Annotated in this window: 18 protein-coding genes and 2 pseudogenes; 9 read left to right on the top strand and 11 right to left on the bottom strand. The window is 69.6% G+C overall.

Annotation, left to right across the window (positions count from 1 at the left end):
• Nucleotides 1–12 precede the first annotated feature (12 nt).
• The 4 genes and pseudogenes from ACFY2Z_RS27620 to ACFY2Z_RS27605 form a co-directional block, all read right to left on the bottom strand.
• A complete protein-coding gene (locus tag ACFY2Z_RS27620) occupies nucleotides 13–255 on the bottom strand; it encodes a hypothetical protein (RefSeq protein ID WP_390746818.1) in 243 nt (80 codons plus the stop codon).
• A 295-nt stretch (nucleotides 256–550) separates the two neighbouring features.
• Nucleotides 551–893: pseudogene (locus ACFY2Z_RS27615) on the bottom strand (class I SAM-dependent methyltransferase); the annotation flags it as partial.
• A complete protein-coding gene (locus ACFY2Z_RS27610) occupies nucleotides 890–1,801 on the bottom strand; it encodes a GNAT family N-acetyltransferase (protein WP_390746789.1) in 912 nt (303 codons plus the stop codon). The pseudogene ACFY2Z_RS27615 and the gene ACFY2Z_RS27610, both read right to left, overlap by 4 nt.
• A gap of 114 nt (nucleotides 1,802–1,915) precedes the next feature.
• Nucleotides 1,916–2,191, bottom strand: coding sequence for a response regulator transcription factor (locus ACFY2Z_RS27605; RefSeq protein ID WP_390746788.1), 276 nt, complete (start codon nucleotides 2,189–2,191; stop codon nucleotides 1,916–1,918).
• A 299-nt stretch (nucleotides 2,192–2,490) separates the two neighbouring features.
• On the opposite strand from ACFY2Z_RS27605, the gene ACFY2Z_RS27600 reads away from it, so the two are divergent.
• Nucleotides 2,491–2,889 (top strand): helix-turn-helix transcriptional regulator, encoded by a 399-nt coding sequence (locus tag ACFY2Z_RS27600; RefSeq protein ID WP_390746787.1) that lies wholly within the window; start codon nucleotides 2,491–2,493, stop codon nucleotides 2,887–2,889.
• A gap of 100 nt (nucleotides 2,890–2,989) precedes the next feature.
• Here the strand turns inward: ACFY2Z_RS27600 and ACFY2Z_RS27595 are convergent, their stop codons facing one another.
• Nucleotides 2,990–3,748 carry a DUF4142 domain-containing protein gene (locus tag ACFY2Z_RS27595; RefSeq protein WP_390746786.1) on the bottom strand — a complete coding sequence of 253 codons (759 nt, stop codon included), beginning with the start codon at nucleotides 3,746–3,748 and terminating at the stop codon, nucleotides 2,990–2,992.
• A gap of 126 nt (nucleotides 3,749–3,874) precedes the next feature.
• On the opposite strand from ACFY2Z_RS27595, the pseudogene ACFY2Z_RS27590 reads away from it, so the two are divergent.
• Nucleotides 3,875–3,976: pseudogene (locus tag ACFY2Z_RS27590) on the top strand (alpha/beta fold hydrolase); the annotation flags it as partial.
• Between the two features lie 184 nt (nucleotides 3,977–4,160).
• A complete protein-coding gene (locus ACFY2Z_RS27585) occupies nucleotides 4,161–4,421 on the top strand; it encodes an MFS transporter (protein WP_390746785.1) in 261 nt (86 codons plus the stop codon).
• Nucleotides 4,422–4,428: 7 nt separating this feature from the next.
• On the opposite strand, the gene wrbA is transcribed toward ACFY2Z_RS27585, so the two are convergent.
• Nucleotides 4,429–5,046, bottom strand: coding sequence for an NAD(P)H:quinone oxidoreductase (gene wrbA, locus ACFY2Z_RS27580; RefSeq protein ID WP_390746784.1), 618 nt, complete (start codon nucleotides 5,044–5,046; stop codon nucleotides 4,429–4,431).
• A gap of 246 nt (nucleotides 5,047–5,292) precedes the next feature.
• Between wrbA and ACFY2Z_RS27575 the strand changes: the two genes are divergently transcribed.
• Entirely contained in the window at nucleotides 5,293–6,384 is a 1,092-nt protein-coding gene (locus ACFY2Z_RS27575; RefSeq protein ID WP_390746783.1) for a hypothetical protein, read from the top strand.
• 86 nt (nucleotides 6,385–6,470) lie between these two features.
• On the top strand, nucleotides 6,471–7,091 hold the full coding sequence (locus tag ACFY2Z_RS27570; RefSeq protein ID WP_390746782.1) for a TetR/AcrR family transcriptional regulator: 621 nt from the start codon (nucleotides 6,471–6,473) through the stop codon (nucleotides 7,089–7,091).
• 64 nt (nucleotides 7,092–7,155) lie between these two features.
• Here the strand turns inward: ACFY2Z_RS27570 and ACFY2Z_RS27565 are convergent, their stop codons facing one another.
• Nucleotides 7,156–8,337, bottom strand: a complete 1,182-nt coding sequence (locus ACFY2Z_RS27565) for a YbfB/YjiJ family MFS transporter (RefSeq protein WP_390746815.1) — start codon at nucleotides 8,335–8,337, stop codon at nucleotides 7,156–7,158.
• A 195-nt stretch (nucleotides 8,338–8,532) separates the two neighbouring features.
• Entirely contained in the window at nucleotides 8,533–8,835 is a 303-nt protein-coding gene (locus tag ACFY2Z_RS27560; RefSeq protein WP_390746781.1) for a muconolactone Delta-isomerase family protein, read from the bottom strand.
• A 165-nt stretch (nucleotides 8,836–9,000) separates the two neighbouring features.
• Between ACFY2Z_RS27560 and ACFY2Z_RS27555 the strand changes: the two genes are divergently transcribed.
• The 3 genes from ACFY2Z_RS27555 to ACFY2Z_RS27545 all read left to right on the top strand — a co-directional run bounded on the left by ACFY2Z_RS27555 (nucleotide 9,001) and on the right by ACFY2Z_RS27545 (nucleotide 11,388).
• Nucleotides 9,001–9,924: a LysR family transcriptional regulator gene (locus ACFY2Z_RS27555; RefSeq protein ID WP_390746780.1), complete on the top strand. Its 924-nt coding sequence runs from the start codon at nucleotides 9,001–9,003 to the stop codon at nucleotides 9,922–9,924.
• Between the two features lie 269 nt (nucleotides 9,925–10,193).
• Nucleotides 10,194–10,907, top strand: coding sequence for an SDR family NAD(P)-dependent oxidoreductase (locus ACFY2Z_RS27550; RefSeq protein WP_390746814.1), 714 nt, complete (start codon nucleotides 10,194–10,196; stop codon nucleotides 10,905–10,907).
• 91 nt (nucleotides 10,908–10,998) lie between these two features.
• Nucleotides 10,999–11,388, top strand: coding sequence for an SgcJ/EcaC family oxidoreductase (locus ACFY2Z_RS27545; protein WP_390746779.1), 390 nt, complete (start codon nucleotides 10,999–11,001; stop codon nucleotides 11,386–11,388).
• A gap of 59 nt (nucleotides 11,389–11,447) precedes the next feature.
• On the opposite strand, the gene ACFY2Z_RS27540 is transcribed toward ACFY2Z_RS27545, so the two are convergent.
• On the bottom strand, nucleotides 11,448–11,831 hold the full coding sequence (locus ACFY2Z_RS27540) for a hypothetical protein (protein WP_390746778.1): 384 nt from the start codon (nucleotides 11,829–11,831) through the stop codon (nucleotides 11,448–11,450).
• Nucleotides 11,832–12,079: 248 nt separating this feature from the next.
• Nucleotides 12,080–12,898: a TetR/AcrR family transcriptional regulator gene (locus tag ACFY2Z_RS27535; RefSeq protein WP_390746777.1), complete on the bottom strand. Its 819-nt coding sequence runs from the start codon at nucleotides 12,896–12,898 to the stop codon at nucleotides 12,080–12,082.
• Between the two features lie 124 nt (nucleotides 12,899–13,022).
• On the opposite strand from ACFY2Z_RS27535, the gene ACFY2Z_RS27530 reads away from it, so the two are divergent.
• Entirely contained in the window at nucleotides 13,023–13,412 is a 390-nt protein-coding gene (locus tag ACFY2Z_RS27530) for a VOC family protein (protein ID WP_390746776.1), read from the top strand.
• 69 nt (nucleotides 13,413–13,481) lie between these two features.
• Here the strand turns inward: ACFY2Z_RS27530 and ACFY2Z_RS27525 are convergent, their stop codons facing one another.
• Nucleotides 13,482–14,960, bottom strand: coding sequence for a protein kinase (locus ACFY2Z_RS27525; RefSeq protein ID WP_390746775.1), 1,479 nt, complete (start codon nucleotides 14,958–14,960; stop codon nucleotides 13,482–13,484).
• Nucleotides 14,961–15,054: the final 94 nt, after the last annotated feature.

Genomic DNA, 15,054 nt, shown 5'->3' with positions numbered 1-15,054 from the left:
GGCTTGCCGAGATCAGGTTCGTGGCGTGCCGGCTCCGAATTCGGCAATTGCTTCGAAAAAGTAGCGTGATTGCTGGACGACGTCCTCGCGTGAGCTCTGGATGACGCCGTGGACCCAGTTGAGGAGAATTTGGTTCACGCCCCCGGCCACGGCCATCGACATGGCTGTGGTTTTGATTTTCGGGGTTGTGCCATCCCGCAAGGAGCAGCGATTCCACCAGACCTGCCAAGTGGCGCATTCCGCGTCGGCGTTCACTTGCCGCCAGCGGGCCTGCCGAGAGGGATTCGATCAGCTTGACACGACCCCTTCGGGCGTCGTCGGTCACGCCTTGGGTCAGGGCTTCGAGCATGCCACGTGCCCTGTCACGGCGGTTGCCGCCGGCGTCGAGGGACTCCTGGCACCTTCCGGCCTCTTCCTCCTGGATCTGCCTGAGGATCGCGGCCATCAGTTCGTCGAGGGAGGAGAAGCTCTCCGTGAAGTATCTCGCAGCGTGATCAACATCGTGCCTGGTGGGCGAGAGACGGGCGCGCATCTCGACCACCAGGCGCCCCCGCTGGATCAGCACACAGCCGCCCGGAGCGACATGTCGCCGACAGGCGCGAAAAAGGCCTCCCGGACCTCGACGTTTCCGGTGTGCGCCAGGAACGACGCCGGCATCCCCGCGTCGAACGTCTCACCCAGGTCGAGGTCCTCGATCGGACCGCACACCGTGCGCCCCGCGGACGCGCTCCAGCATCTCCGGGGACTCGTCCACCGCAGTCACCGTGAACCCCCCTTCCAGGAGGGGTGGGGGTCACCCGCCCCACACCACAACCCAGTTCCAGGATGCGTGCACCCGCCGGCACCGTCGCGGCCCTTGGGCAGCGGTACCGCCGCGCCGTGAACCGCGTCAGGCCGCGGAGGGGGCAAGGGTGATGGAACGGTATTCCTCCAGGACCCGGTATCCGGTGCTCGTGTAGAGGTTCATCGCCACCTCGTTGCCGCCCCACACGGTGAACATCAGCGCCGAGTCGCCGCCCGCGAGGGTGGCCTGCTCGCCGACCGCCATGGCGGCCCGCCCGTACCCCTTGCCGCGGTACTGCTCCCGGACGTGCAGCGAGTAGCCGTAGGTGACGCCCGGCAGGAAACCGTGCTTCAACCAGCCGGTGCCGATCTTCTCGCCCGCCGCCTCGAGCACCAGGAACGTGTGGTCGGGCGTCGCCAGTCCCTCGGGAATCAGGTCCGTGAAGTCGCGGTCCGACTTGCGTACGGCCTCCTCGCGGCTGAGGGCTCCGGACCGGACGATGTCTGCGACGTAGGCGGTCTTCTCGGCGGCGAGCCACCCGGGGTACTCAGCCTCGGTCATCGGCCGTGCGGTGACCCCGCCGAGCGGTTGTGGCGGGGAGCTGATGAGACGCACCCTCCTCTGGCCCCGGACGGCGTACCTGTCGAACAGCTCGCCCGCAGGCTCGGTGAGCCCCACGTCCAACCGCAGTGCGCCACGCTCCGCACACCAGGCCTCGGCCCAGTCGCGGGCCGCCTGCTCGTGCCCCCGGCCGGCGTGGGACGCGTCGACGCTCAGGTCGTTGATGCGCCCCGCGAGCGTGCCGTTGTCGTCGGCCACGGCCACGGCGACATGTCCCACCCGGGTCCCCGCGTCCCTGATCTCGGCGACGGTCACGTCGCCAGCTCTCTCACGCTGAGCCTCAAGCATGCGCTCCGCCGCGGCGGGACCGAGTCCGGCGGCGTACGAGGCGAGACGCCGCCGCTCGAAGTCCTTCTGCCATTCCGTGCTGTCACCAAGGACGCTGAATTCCGTCATCCGATCACACAATCACGTGGTCATGGATGCGAGCCAGCGGATTCCGCGGGCATCGGGGGCCGGATCGGGCGCGGTCCGCAGACGCTCGGCGAGCCCGGCGGATCCGCCCCCGTATCACGCGTGTTCACCCGCCTTCAGGGCTCGGGCCAGCGCCGCTCGGGAAGTGATACCGAGCTTGGGGTAGATCCGGTACAGATGATCGGAGACCGTGCGAGGCGACAGTTTCAGCAGCTGTCCGATCTCCTTGTTCGTCAGACCGTCCGCCGCGAGCTGGGCGACGCGCAGTTGGTGCGCTGTCAGGAGTTCCCGTCCGCCGGCCGGCGGGCCTGCGAGGGCCCCCGCGGCACGTAGCTCCCGCTCCGCCTTGGCCGCCCATGGGGCACTGCCCAATGAGCGAAAGGTGTGACACGCGTTGAGCAACGCGTTCCGGGCGCTCCCCTGGTGATGGCGCAGTTCTACGACACCCGACGGCCCTACACCCTGCTGTTCGACCACGGCGTGGACATGCACTTCTTCCGAGTCGCGGTGCGTGTCATCGCCCTGCCCGACGAGGTGCTGGGCCAGGCCGTCGCCCGCACCCCGGGCGCGGAGGGCGCTGTTTCGGGAGTGGCGACGGGGTATCTGGCCCGTCTGGCCGAAACCCGCGACCTCCTCGACGGGACCGCCGCCCCCTGCTCGCCGCGCCGAGCATGGAGCTCATCCGCGCCGCGATCGCGGCGGAGTCGGACAAGCCCTCGCTGGCCGTGGGGACCCTGCACGAGACGCTCGGCGTACGCATCCTCGAATACATGCGGACGCATCTCGCCGAGCGGGACCTCACCCCGGCCCGCGTGGCCGCCGCCCACCACATCTCGGTGCGCCATCTGTACTCCGTACCGGCTCGAAGCGGCGTCGGATTCGGTGAGTGGGTGCGCACGCAACGGCTCGACGCCTGCCGTCGCGAACTCTCGCGCATACCGCCGACGACCGAGACCATCGCCGATCTTGCCCACCGCTGGGGTTTCAGGTCCCCGTCCCATTTCAGCCGCGCCTTCAAGGCCGCCTACGTGCTGCCCCCGCAGGCATGGCGTGAACTCCGGCACCTGTGAGGGCCGAACGTCCAAGGACCGCCCCGCGCCTTCGAAGGGGTGGGGCGGTCCGCTACGTGGTCTGCGTGAGACCCCGTGGACGGGATGCTCCTGCCGCTGATCAGCCGACCGCCGGGCTGGGCGCCGGGGAGGTGGTGTCCGACGGGGCGGCCGTGTTCACGTTGAGGTCCGGACGGGGCGTGAGAACGACCATCGGCGCGCCCGGCTGGGGCGCGGGCGGGGTGAGCTGATCCTTGGGCAGCTTCGGCGGGGTGCTCTGCTGGAAGAGGACCTGGTCGAAGTTGACCGTGCCGGTCCTCTCCAGCACCGTGATGTGGTCGAGCACCGTGTCGTTCGCCAGGTCGGCGAGCTGGCGCACCATGGTGTTCTTGGTGGTGGCGCGGATCTTCGCGATGGCCGGAAAGATCTGGCCGTGGGTGACCCGCATGATGTTCGCGGCGGTGTTGTCGAACTCCTTGCCGTTCGCCGCCGCAGAGGTCGCCACGAACTGCTGCTGCTGGGGGGTCGCCTGGTTCGGCAGGGTGATGCCCAGTTCAGGAGCGATCTTGCGGCACATCGCGTCGAGTCCGGCGTGGCCGACGATCAGGTGCTTGCCGGCCTCCCTCATCTCCGGCGTTGACCCCTTCTTCAACGCGATCTCGCCGAGCGGGTACTCCCACAGCCCGGCCGATCGCACCTTGACCACGAAGTCACGGTCCGCCTCGGTCAGAGGACCGTAACGGGTGTTGGCGATGACGCGGTCCGGAGAACTCGACGTGGTCTGGACGCCGAGCATGGCGGGGTAGGCGAGGGCGGTGAGGGTCAGACCCAGCGCACCCGCCACAAAGACGGTTCCTGCCATGTTCCGGGAGATGGGCATATTGCCTCCAGGCGTGAGCGGCTTGCTTCGCAGGGAAGTACGTACGGACTTCACGGATGGATCATCGCTCTGAAAAAATCTGGAAAAATCTCGGGAGGCTGCGCAGCGCGTTCGGCGCTGGTCCTGGTGCACGGTGCCGGGCGGGGCGGGCGGATGTGGCGACGCCAGCTGGAGGCGTTGTCCGATGACTTTCACCTCGTCGCACCCGATCTGCCGGGCTTCGGTGGCACACCGGGGCCGTTCGGCTTGACGGCGGCCGTGGGGTGCGTCGCCGGGATCGCCCGACGCCTAGGGTGTGTTCACCTGTGCGGCCACTCTCCGTGCTGTCTGAACTCGCAGATGCAGGCGACCGTGCCGGAACGGGTGCGGGCACGGGCCCTGGCCGTCTACCTGACGATCTTTCAGGGGGGGCATGGCGGTGGGAGCCGCCGTATGGGGAGCGGTGGCCGACGCGGTCGGCGCGGTGACGCCCGTGTCCGTCGCCGCCGTGCTGCGCGCGGTCGGCTCACTCATCGGGTACGGCTTCGCGGTGCCCGACAGGCCTCCGGACCGGACGCCCTCCCTGCACTGGGCGGAGCCCGTCATGCGCACCGTCCGACCGCGCCGAGCACCCCACCGACGCACGACCGCGCCGACAGGAAGAGTGTCCCTGTCGGCGCGGACGCGGTGCTGAGTACGGCTCAGGCGGAGAGGCCGGCCTTGAGGGCCGCGGCGATCTGGATGACGCGCTCGGCCTGGTGGCGGGCGGAGTTGCGGGTGTCGTCGCCGATCGGGTTGTTGCCCTGGGCGTCGACGTGCGAGGTGCCGTAGGGGTTGCCGTCGACGAACTTCACCGGGTCGGTGTAGCCGGGGGAGACGATGATGCCGCCGAAGTGGTGGATGGAGTTGTACAGCGCGAGGAGCGTGGACTCCTGGCCGCCGTGGGCGGTGGCGGTGGTGGCGAAGCCGCTGTAGACCTTGTTGGCGAGCTTGCCCTGGGCCCACAGGCCGCCCAGGGTGTCGATGAACTGCTTGAGCTGCGAGGCGATGTTGCCGAAGCGGGTCGGAGAGCCGAAGATCACGGCGTCGGCCCACTCGACGTCGGCGGGGGTGGCCACCGGGACGCCGGCGCTGGCGGCGGCGTGGGCGGCCCACGCCTCGTTGGAGGCGATGGCCGCCTCAGGGGCCAGCTCTGCGGCCTTCAGCAGCCGAACCTCAGCCCCGGCCTTCTCTGCCGCCGCGCTGATCTCCTTCGCGATCTCGGCGCTGAAACCGGTCGAGGAGTAGTAGATGACCGCGAGCTTGACGGGGGAAGTCACGGGGGTGGTCTCCAATCCAGCAGTGCTGTCTGTGTTGCGACGGAAAAAGCCCATGGTGCCTGGCTAGCTTTCGTTTGAACTGTGCATCTCAGAAAATCAAGGAGATGTGCGCTTGCGGCGCATGGTTGAAGGCTAAACCATCCGGGCTGGTGGTGCAACGTTCAACTGGATTCCTGTGCGGAGTGTGCATGGACGGTCACTGTATGGTTGCGTCCTGGTGGGCCGTGGCCTTCGGAGGGAGGACTGTTGCGCGTCCTGATCGGCATCGTCGGGGCGCTGATCGTCCTGGGGACGTTCTCCTCGGTGCTCCGGACCCTGGTGATCGCGCAGCCGACCCGCTCCAGCTTCACGCGGACGCTGCACACGATGGTGTACGTGCCGTTTCAGTTCCTGGCGGACCGTTGTCGTACGCCCGAGGGTAAACACCGTGCGCTGACCCCCGTGGCGGCAGTGTCCATCCTGTTCCATCTGATCGGCTGGCTGATCGCCCTCTGGCTGGGCTATGCGATGCTCCAGGTGGCGGTCAGCGGTTACGGCGTCCTGGACGCCCTGCGGGAGACGGGAGTTGCCCTTTTCACGCTCGGCTTCGCCAGCGGACGTCGGGTGGGTCTGACCGTTCTCGACTTCTGTGCGGCCGCGACCGGCCCGATCGTCATCGGCCTTCAGGTCGGCTACTTGCCGACCCTCTACGGCGCGTACTCCCGCCGGGAGGCCGAGGTGACCATGCTGGGGGCGCGGGCCGGCAGCCCGCCCTGGGGACCGGAAATCCTCGCCCGCTACGGGCAGGTCGGGCTCACCGGCAGTATGACGGAGCTGTTCCGCAACTGGGAGCGCTGGTCGGCCGAGGTCAGTGAGAGCCACACCAGCTATGTCATCCTGAGCCGCTTCCGATCCCCTCGCTGTGACCGCAACTGGATCGTCTCCTTGCTGGCCGTCATGGACGCCGCCGCCATGCAACTCGCCCTCAACCCCGGCCGCCCGCAGGCGGAGGCCCGCCTCGCGCTGCGGGCCGGCTTCGGCTGCCTGCGCGACATCGCCGACGTCTGGCGCATCCCGTACGAGCCCGACCCCTCGCCCGACACGACCATCCGCCTCACGTACGAGGACTTCGCCGCGGCCGTGGCCCACGCGACAGCGAACGGCTACTCCGTCGAACGCACACCCGAGGAGGCGTGGCCGCATTTCCGGGGCTGGCGCATCAACTACGAATATCTCGCCTACCGTTTCGCCTACGTCCTCGATGTCGTCCCCGCCCCCTGGTCCGGCCCCCGACGCACCCTCATGGAGACCGTCGCACCCGTCACCCCGGTCGACCGCAGACCGAGCGCTTCCCACTGAGCGCCCGGTGGTCGTCCGGTGCGCGGCGCGGCCCTGGGTAGCCGACCGGTCTAGTAATGCGGCTGTACGGGACGTACACTCCCCACATGGGACGGACCAGCGACGCGCGGGAGAAGATCCTCGGCGCCGCGCAGTCACTCATCGAGCTGCGTGGTTACTCAGCCTTGGGTGTGGCCGAGATCTGCAAGGCGGCCGGCGTTCCCAAGGGCAGCTTCTACTACTTCTTCGAGTCCAAAGAGGCTCTGGCGCTGGCCGTCGTCGACGAGCACTGGGCCGGCCAGAGAGCCGCGTGGGCGCGCGTTCTGACCGGCGACGCGCCACCGCTCCGACGGCTGCGCCGGCTGCTCGAAGAGACGGAGGCCGAGCAACGTGTCGGCAAGCAGAGCTGCGGTACGGTCTCGGGCTGTCTGTTCGGGAACCTCTCCCTGGAGCTGAGCAACCAGACAGAGGCCATCCGCTCCCGACTTCAGCAGATCTTCGATGCGCAGGTGGACATGGTCGACGCGGTCGTCGTCGAGGCCCAGCAGCGTGGGGAGGTCGCCGTGACCGACACCCGGGAAGCCGCGCGGTCCGTGGTCGCGCAGTTGGAGGGCCAGGTGATGTTCGCCAAGCTGTACAACAACACGGACCGGCTCGGCCCCCTGTGGCCCAACTGCCTGGCTCTCCTCGGCGGACGGCAGACGCAGGAGGCCGTGGCCGGCGTCTGAGGCCCGATCTTCGCCCGCGCGACTGCTCCCGGCGGCTGCGGCGGCCCGGGACGGCCCGGTCTCCTCAGGCCTCGTCCTCGTCCGGCACGGGGAGGGTGTACGCCGGCGCGGACTGCCCCACCTGCCCGGCAGACCGTGCCGCAGGGCTCTGGTCCACGACCGGCATCGCGTGGGGGAAGCCGACGCGGAGCACGGCGGCGGCGACCGCGGCGGCCAGGACCACCGCCGAGGCCAGGATCAGAGCCTGGTGGTAGCCGTGGTGGAGCAAGGGGGTGACGGCCGGGGGGCCGAGGATCTGGCCGACCGAGTAGCCCGCGGTGAGCAGCGCGACGGACCGCGGGAAGCGCAGATGAGCGCCCGCGGCGAGGGCGAGGGTGCTGACGCCGATGAATGTCGCGCCGAACAGGATCGCGGAGACCAGTGCGGCCGGCACCCCGCCGACGACGGCGGGCAGGGCGATGCCGACGGCCTGGACGACCAGCGCGGTGAGCAGCAGGCCGGGGCGGGACCAGCGATGTCCGAGCCATGCCCACAGCGCCGAGGACGGTACGGCGGCCAGTCCGGCCAGCACCCAGGCGCCGCTGCCGACCCAGCCCGGGGAGCCCTGTCCGATCGCGGCGACGAGGAAGGTGCCGGCGACGATGTACCCGATGCCCTCCAGCGTGTAGCTGACGAACAGAGCGCTGAACCAGCGATGTACCCGGGTCCTGGGATGCGAGCCCGTCCCGCCGCCGGAGGGTTCGCGAGTTTCCTCCGGGCGCAAGGTCCAGCAGGCGAGGGCCATGAGCGCGCACAGCACGGCCGAGGCCCACCAGGCGGCGCGCCAGTCGCCGAACGCACGCAGGAAGAGGACGACCAGACCGGACAGGGCGATCCCGGCGCCGACGCCGCCGAAGGCCCAACCGGTCAGGTGGGCGGGGTGTTGCCTGAGGTGGCCGAGGAGGGAGTTGACCGCGATGACGAAGATCAGGGCGCTGGTGATCCCGGCGAGCAGCCGAAGCGCAAGCCACGCGGCGGTGCTGTGGACGGTGGGCATCCCCGCCAGAGTGGCGGTCAGTACCACCAGGGAGACGCGAAGGAGCAGACGGGAGCGGACCAGCGCCGGGAGGAGAATGCCCCCCAGCGCGCCGACCAGATAGCCGACATAGTTGGCGGTGGCCAAGTTCGCACCGGCACTCGCGGACAGCCCTGCCTGGGCGTGCATCAGCGGCAGGATCGGGGTGTAGACGAACCGGCCGACGCCCATGCCTGCCGCCAGTGCCGCGGCGGCCTGGGCCGCGTGGCCGCGCGGCGAGCGCAGCGGGCGGTGCGGACGAACGGAGGACAGGCCCAAGGCCGGCGAACTCATGTGGAGGTCCCTCTGACGCGGTGCGGATCTTGGTTGATGAAGGCCTTGGTCGGCAGCCAGGGGTGACGGCGATGACTGCGGCACAGGGGCCGGTCACTGCGTCGCGCCGACCGTGCCCGGGTCGTTGGGGTGGGGCACCAGTGCGGTGACGGTGAAGGTCATCCAGGACCGGAGCGGCAGTGTGCCGAGTACCTTCTCGTGCAGCTCGGTTTCGTCGGCGGCCCGCCAGATGCCGATGCTGCGCAGCTCGCCGACCGGACGCCACAGCCGGTACAGATGGCCGGAAGCGGCCAGTTCCGCCGCGCGGACGGCCTCGGCGGCCCGGCGCCGCCCGACCTCGTCCTCACCGACGCCCTCGGGGACGGTGGTGGTGATCTGGACCAGGAACTCTGCCATCTCCTCGCTCCTCTCGGATCCACGCCGGAGTCACTGGATCCGCGTCGTGGGGCCGTTCGGCGCCCCGTCCTCGCCTTCGTGCCTCCATCCTGGCCCTGCCACCAGGGACGTTGCCACGACCGCCGTCCTCCTTGCTGATAGGTGACACCTCCCAGCGCGCGTAGCATGACGGGCGTGGAGCTGCGCCAACTGAGGTATTTCATCGCGGTGGCCGAGGAGCTGAACTTCGGCCGGGCCGCCGCGCGGCTTCTGATCGCGGGCCCTTCTCTCTCCCAGCAGATCAAGGCCCTCGAACGCGACCTCGGGGTGCGCCTCTTCGACCGCGATCGCCGCTCGGTGTCCCTCACTCCGGCCGGCGCGGAACTGCTCCCGCACATCCGCGCCCTGCTGGAACGGGCGGATGACCTCCAGCGCCGCGCCGGCCGACTGTCCGGCTCCGAACCGGTCCGGCTCGGCTACGTCAACTGGTTGCCCGGAGATCTCACCGTTCGTACCTCCGCGGTGGCTCAGATCCACATCGACGCCTGGGTCGCCCCCTCGCACACCCAGGCAGCCCGGGTGGCCGACGGCAGCCTCGATCTCGCGGTGTGCTGGGTACGGGCCGAGGACATGGCACGGCACCGCCTGAACGCCCGGTTCCTCGGCGCCGATCGGCTCTATGCCGTTGCCAAGGGAGACGACACCAGCCCCGTGCAGGCCCGGGACACCGCGGTCCTCCTCGACGACGACATCACGTCCTGGTCGTCCTGGAACGTCTACGCCGAAGAACTCGCCCGTGACACCGGAGCCCGAGCCGTGCCCATCTCGGACGGCGGCATCACCGGCCCGGCCTTCTTCGACCACGTCCGCCGCAGCGACCGTCCGGTCATCAACTCGCCCAAGGGGCAGACCTGCGCGCTCCCGGCCGACCTGGTGCGACGCCCCGTCGTCGCCCCCGAGGTCTACTGGACCTGGTCCCTCGTCCGACGCGAGGACGAGGCACGCGCGGCGGTCATCGCCGCCATGGACGCCCTGTGCAACGGCGTCGCAGACCTCGGCATACACGCCGCCGACGCCTGGCTGCCCGCCGGCGACCCGTACCGGCAGTAGAGACCGAGTCCCCGCCGACGGAAGCCGCCGTTCCCCGGCACCGACGCGACCCGTCGGTGCCGAAGTAATCCGTGCTCCTCCACCTGCGACGGTCCTCACCTGCACTGAGAGCCATGGCCTCCCAGACGCGAGGAATCGAGTCCCAGCGCAGGGGCCGACAACCGTTGCCTCGCGGGCGCACGGCTGCCTATCGTCGAATAGTCGACCGGTCGGCTAGTGGCTTCCTTCCGGTCCTGAACAGCCCTCCCATCCCGAAAGTGAAGATCACCGTGAGCATTGCGCAGCAGAAGGTCGCCGTCATCACCGGCGCGTCACAGGGCATCGGCGCCGGACTGGTGGACGGCTACCGCGCACTCGGGTACGCGGTCGTCGCCACCTCCCGCACCATCGCACCCTCGGACGACGCGGAGGTCGTCACCGTCCAGGGGGACGTCGCGGATCACTCCACCGCCGACCGTGTCATCTCCGCCGCGGTGGAGCGGTTCGGCCGGGTCGACACCCTGGTGAACAACGCGGGCATCTTCGTCGCCAAGCCCTTCACCGACTACACCCTCGACGACTATGCGGCCGTGACAAGCGTGAACCTGAACGGTTTCTTCCGTATCACTCAGCTGGCGGTCGAGCGAATGCTCGCCCAGGGCGGCGGTCACATCGTCAACATCACCACCAGCCTGGTGGACAGCGCCGACTCCAAGGTGCCCTCGGTGCTGGCCTCTCTGACCAAGGGCGGCCTGCAGTCCGCGACCAAGTCCCTCGCCGTCGAGTACGCCCGCCGCGGCATCCGCACCAACGCGGTGTCGCCGGGCACCATCAAGACCCCCATGCATGCCGAGGAGACCCATGAGTTCCTTGCGGACCTGCACCCGATGGGTCGGATGGGCGAGTTGAGCGACATCGTCGACGCCGTGCTCTACCTGGAGCAGGCCCCGTTCGTGACCGGCGAGATCCTCCACGTCGACGGAGGCATGAGCGCGGGCCACTGAGCGGGGCGCAGCCCCGAACCGGCCGGGCGGCACCACAGCGACCCGGCCCCCGCCCCGCCCGACCTCGAACTCGCCCGACCGGAGGAATCCGATGGACAACACGACAGACGCGGGCCGCGAAGCCGTCCTGCGCCATGTGCTCGACCAGTGGAAGGACGCCATCGAGAGGCACGAACCCCAACGGGTGGCCTCCGTCTTCACCGAGGACGCGATCTTCCAGGGACTGCACCCCTACAGCGTCGGACGGCCAGGTGTCGCGGAGTACTACGACTCCCAGCCCCCCGGAATGACGCTCGACTACCGGATCCTCGAAACCAGACGCCTCGGCGAAGACCTCGTACTCGGCTATCTGGCCGTCGACTTCATGTTCGTCGACCGTCCCACGAGGAGACTCAACCTCGGCGTGCTGGTGATGCGTGTCCAGGACCGCTGGTACATCAGCCACTACCAGGTGTCCGGCCCGCTGCCGGACCACGGCTGAGTACGTACTGGGGGGTGGTTCCCCACTGACCGCCGGCGGGGAACCACCTGTCGTGTCGGTCAGGCGTTGGCGCAGATCGCGTACACCGTGATGCCTACGCTGGAGTAGTTGTTCTGCCGACCCAGGCCGATCCAGCCCGTTCCGTTGTCGGTGGGGAAGCTGCCGACCAGGATCGCGTCGTTGCCCTGAGCCTCGGCGCCGCCGCCGATGACCCTCTTGCCCGCCGGGCAAGAGACCGTTCGCCGTTGGAAGTTGGGCACATTGGCGACGGGGAGCCGGACGATCTGGTAACCGTCCACGGCGGCGGCCCGTGCCGGCCCTGCCTTGCTCGCCGTGATCTGGTCGGTGGCGGTCTCGCCGGTGGTGGCCTGGGCAGCCCATCCGAGTCCGGATACCAGGGCCAGGGCCAGTACGCCCGCGCCGATCGCCTGCTTGCCTCGCATAGGTGTCCTTTCGTCCTGTGGGGTTCCGAAGAATGGAGCCCCTTCGCTGACGATCGTCGCGGCGTAGGACCGCCCGTTGGGCCGTAATTCGCCCCAAACGCACCTAAGGAGCGAACAGGGGGTAGAAGGGCGTACATAGGCGGACGTATGGCGAGGTGAGCGCGCTACGGCGAGGCATGCGCGCTGTCGCCGCGCACGCCTCTCACCATGGGGCGACGGTGGTCTGGCCGGGGCGCGACGGGGTCGGCTCATGAGGCGTCGGCGGCGGCGTCGCGTTCGTGCGCCGGCGCGTCCGCGTCCGCGCCGCGGCCTTCGTCGATGAGTGCGGTGAAGGCGTCGAGAACGCGTTGCAGACCGAAGGCGTACGCGTGATCGGGGTCGTAGGCGCTTCCCTGTGCGGCGCCCGCCGCCGCTCCGACGCGGACGGCCGTGGGGTAGGCGTTCTCGTCGAGGACCCGGGCCAGGAGCGGGGCGTTCACCTTCCACCACTGCTGGTCGTTCATGGCGCTGTCGTGCTGGGCGGCGCGGGCGTCGGCGGCTGCGCGTGCGCTTGCCTGGACGAAGGTGAGCAGATAGGTCAGGCAGTCGTCCATCTCGACGTCACTGAGGCCCAGGCCGTCGAGTGCGGACAACTCGTGCTCGTACTTGGCCATCAGCCCCGGTCCGAGCGGAGGCCGGGCGGTGGAGACGGTCGCGGCCCAAGGATGCCGTTCGAAGAGGGCCTTGTTCTCCTCGGCGACGGCCGTGACGCGTCGGTGCCACGCCTGTCCGGTGGTGTCCGTACGGGACATACGGGCATAGGCGGCGTCGAGCATGAGGTCGAGCAGTTCGGCCTTGCCGGGGACGTAGGTGTACAGCGTCATGGGCACCACGCCGAGTTCCTGGGCCACTCGGCGCATGGTCACCGAGTCCAGGCCCTCGGCGTCGGCGATCGCGGTGGCTGCCTCGACCACCGCGTCCACGCTCAGCCCGCGGCGTGGACCGCGTCGGCGGTCGGGGGCGGAGTGTCGCCACAGCAGTTGCAGGGTTCGGGCCGGGTCGCCCGCGCTCGTTCGTTCCGTCGGCACGGGGACAATCTTCTCGTACGAAATCTCTGTACGCTGTATTCTGTACAGCGTACAGAGATGTACGGTGTGCGGAGAGGGCACGGGCAACCGGCATCTGAGATGCGTCACCCCTGAAGGAGTCCCCGTGAAGGTCACTTCCAGCGCCGTGTCGCTCAACGTCGACGACGTCCCCGGCTCGGCCGCCTTCCTCGTCGAACACTTCGGTTTCCGGGAGGAGATGAGCGCCGACGGGTTCGCGTCCCTGACGCGTGACGACGTGGGCATGAACGTCCTCTTCCTGCGGCGGGGGCTGGCGACGCTCCCGGCGGACCAGCGCGAGGAGCACGCCGCGGGTCTGATCCTCGCCTTCGTCGTCGACGACCTCGAAGGCGAACTGGCGCGTCTGCGCGCCGAAGGTGTCACGATCACCATGCCGTTGACCGAAGAGGAGTGGGGCGAGCGCGCCTTCCAGGTCCGCGACCCCAACGGCGTCATCGTGCAACTGGTCGACTGGAACGCGACCGCCGGACGCTGAGCCGACCGGCTCCACTGCACGCCAGGCAGTGCCCGGAGGACGTCGGGCCTTCCGCGCCGACGGGATGGCTCAGCGTGGTCGTGCGCCTGCTACGAGGCGGTGCCACGTCGACGGACGGCCCTCGGCAATGGCTCGTCCGGCGTCGGCCCGACGCCGGACGAGTCCGACGGCCTCCCACACCAGGGCGGCACCGGCCACCAGAGAGAGCAGCAGATAGAAGACGAACAGCTTGTGCAGGTCGTCGAGGAAGTACCAGACCGATGCGGTGGCGCTGAACCAGAAGGCGACCAGTGAGCCGCCACCGCGCTCCCGGCTGCGCGCCGCGCTGACAAGGCAGCAGACGGCGGTCAGCCCCAGCAGGGCTGCGATGGCGACGTACGAGTGGTCCCACCCGTCGTTGGCGCGCCGCAGTTCGGAGTTGACCGCCATGGCCTCGGCCACCGGCCCCCAGCCCACCGCGCACGACAGGCGTGCCGACCACGGAAGTGTCACCATGCCCAACACGGCGGCGGCGACGGCGACGTGACCGAAGTGGTCGGTCTCCACCGATTCGCCACGCGCACACAGCAACGACAACAGACAACCGAGCACGGCCAACGCGCCCTGGGTCGAGGGGCGCAGTGATGTTCGGAACCGGTCTCGGAGCGGGGTTCGGCCGTCGGAGAGGGGAGCCGCAGCGACAGGGGCGGCGGCCTGGACGGTCGGCATGGCCGCCTGTGCGAGGGCGTCGGCGAGCGCCGCACGCATCTGCCCGGCATCGGCGAACCGTTCCTCCGGGGCCTTGCGCAGGGCGCGTTGGATCACCGCCTCCACGGCCGGCGGAATCTGCGGCCGGAGCCGCGACACCGGCTCGGGTTCGGCGGACAGGTGCTGATGCATGACGGTGAACGGTGAGGCGCCACGGAACGGCGGCCGGCCGGTGAGCAGTTCGTACAGCAGGCACCCCATCGCGTACAGATCCGCCCGGTGGTCGACCTCCGCCCCGTTGATCTGCTCGGGCGAGAGGTAGGCGGGCGTGCCGATGGCCGCACCGCTGCCGGTGATGCGGGTGGCGGCTTCCGTGAATGCCTTCGCGATACCGAAGTCGAGGACCTTCACGCTGTCCGGTCCGGCAAGCATGATGTTGGAAGGCTTGATGTCCCGGTGCACGATGCCGCGCTCGTGGCTGTGCCCCAGCGCGTCCAGTACCGCGCACGCCGCGTTGATCGCCTCCGCGACGGGCAGCGGTCCGTCGCGGAGGGCCTCGGCGAGGGTGGTGCCCTGCACGTATTCCATGACCAGGTAGGGCCGTGGGCCGTCCGGGTCCGGCTCCTCGCCGACGTCATGGATGGTGGCCACGGCCGGGTGGTTCAACGCGGCGGCCGCGTGCGCCTCACGCCGGAAGCGGGCCCGCGACTGAGGGTCGTGGGCCAGTGCGGGGGAGAGCAGCTTCACCGCGACGGTACGCCGGAGCCGCTGGTCCACCCCTCGGTGGACCGTTCCCATACCGCCCTGCCCGAGCCTCTCGATCAGCTCGTACCGGCCGCCGAGGACCGTGTCCCGCCCCACTCGCGCCTCCCCGTGCATCGCGCAACCCGACGCAGCTTACGGTGTGTGCAAGCGTTGGCCTGCGTCGAGGGTGGAACGGCGTGTCCGCGTCATG

Origin of the sequence: Streptomyces sp. NPDC001222 (genome assembly GCF_042896945.1) — a bacterium.
GTDB lineage: Bacteria > Actinomycetota > Actinomycetes > Streptomycetales > Streptomycetaceae > Streptomyces > Streptomyces gibsoniae.
This window is presented reverse-complemented; position numbering and strand designations above follow the sequence as displayed.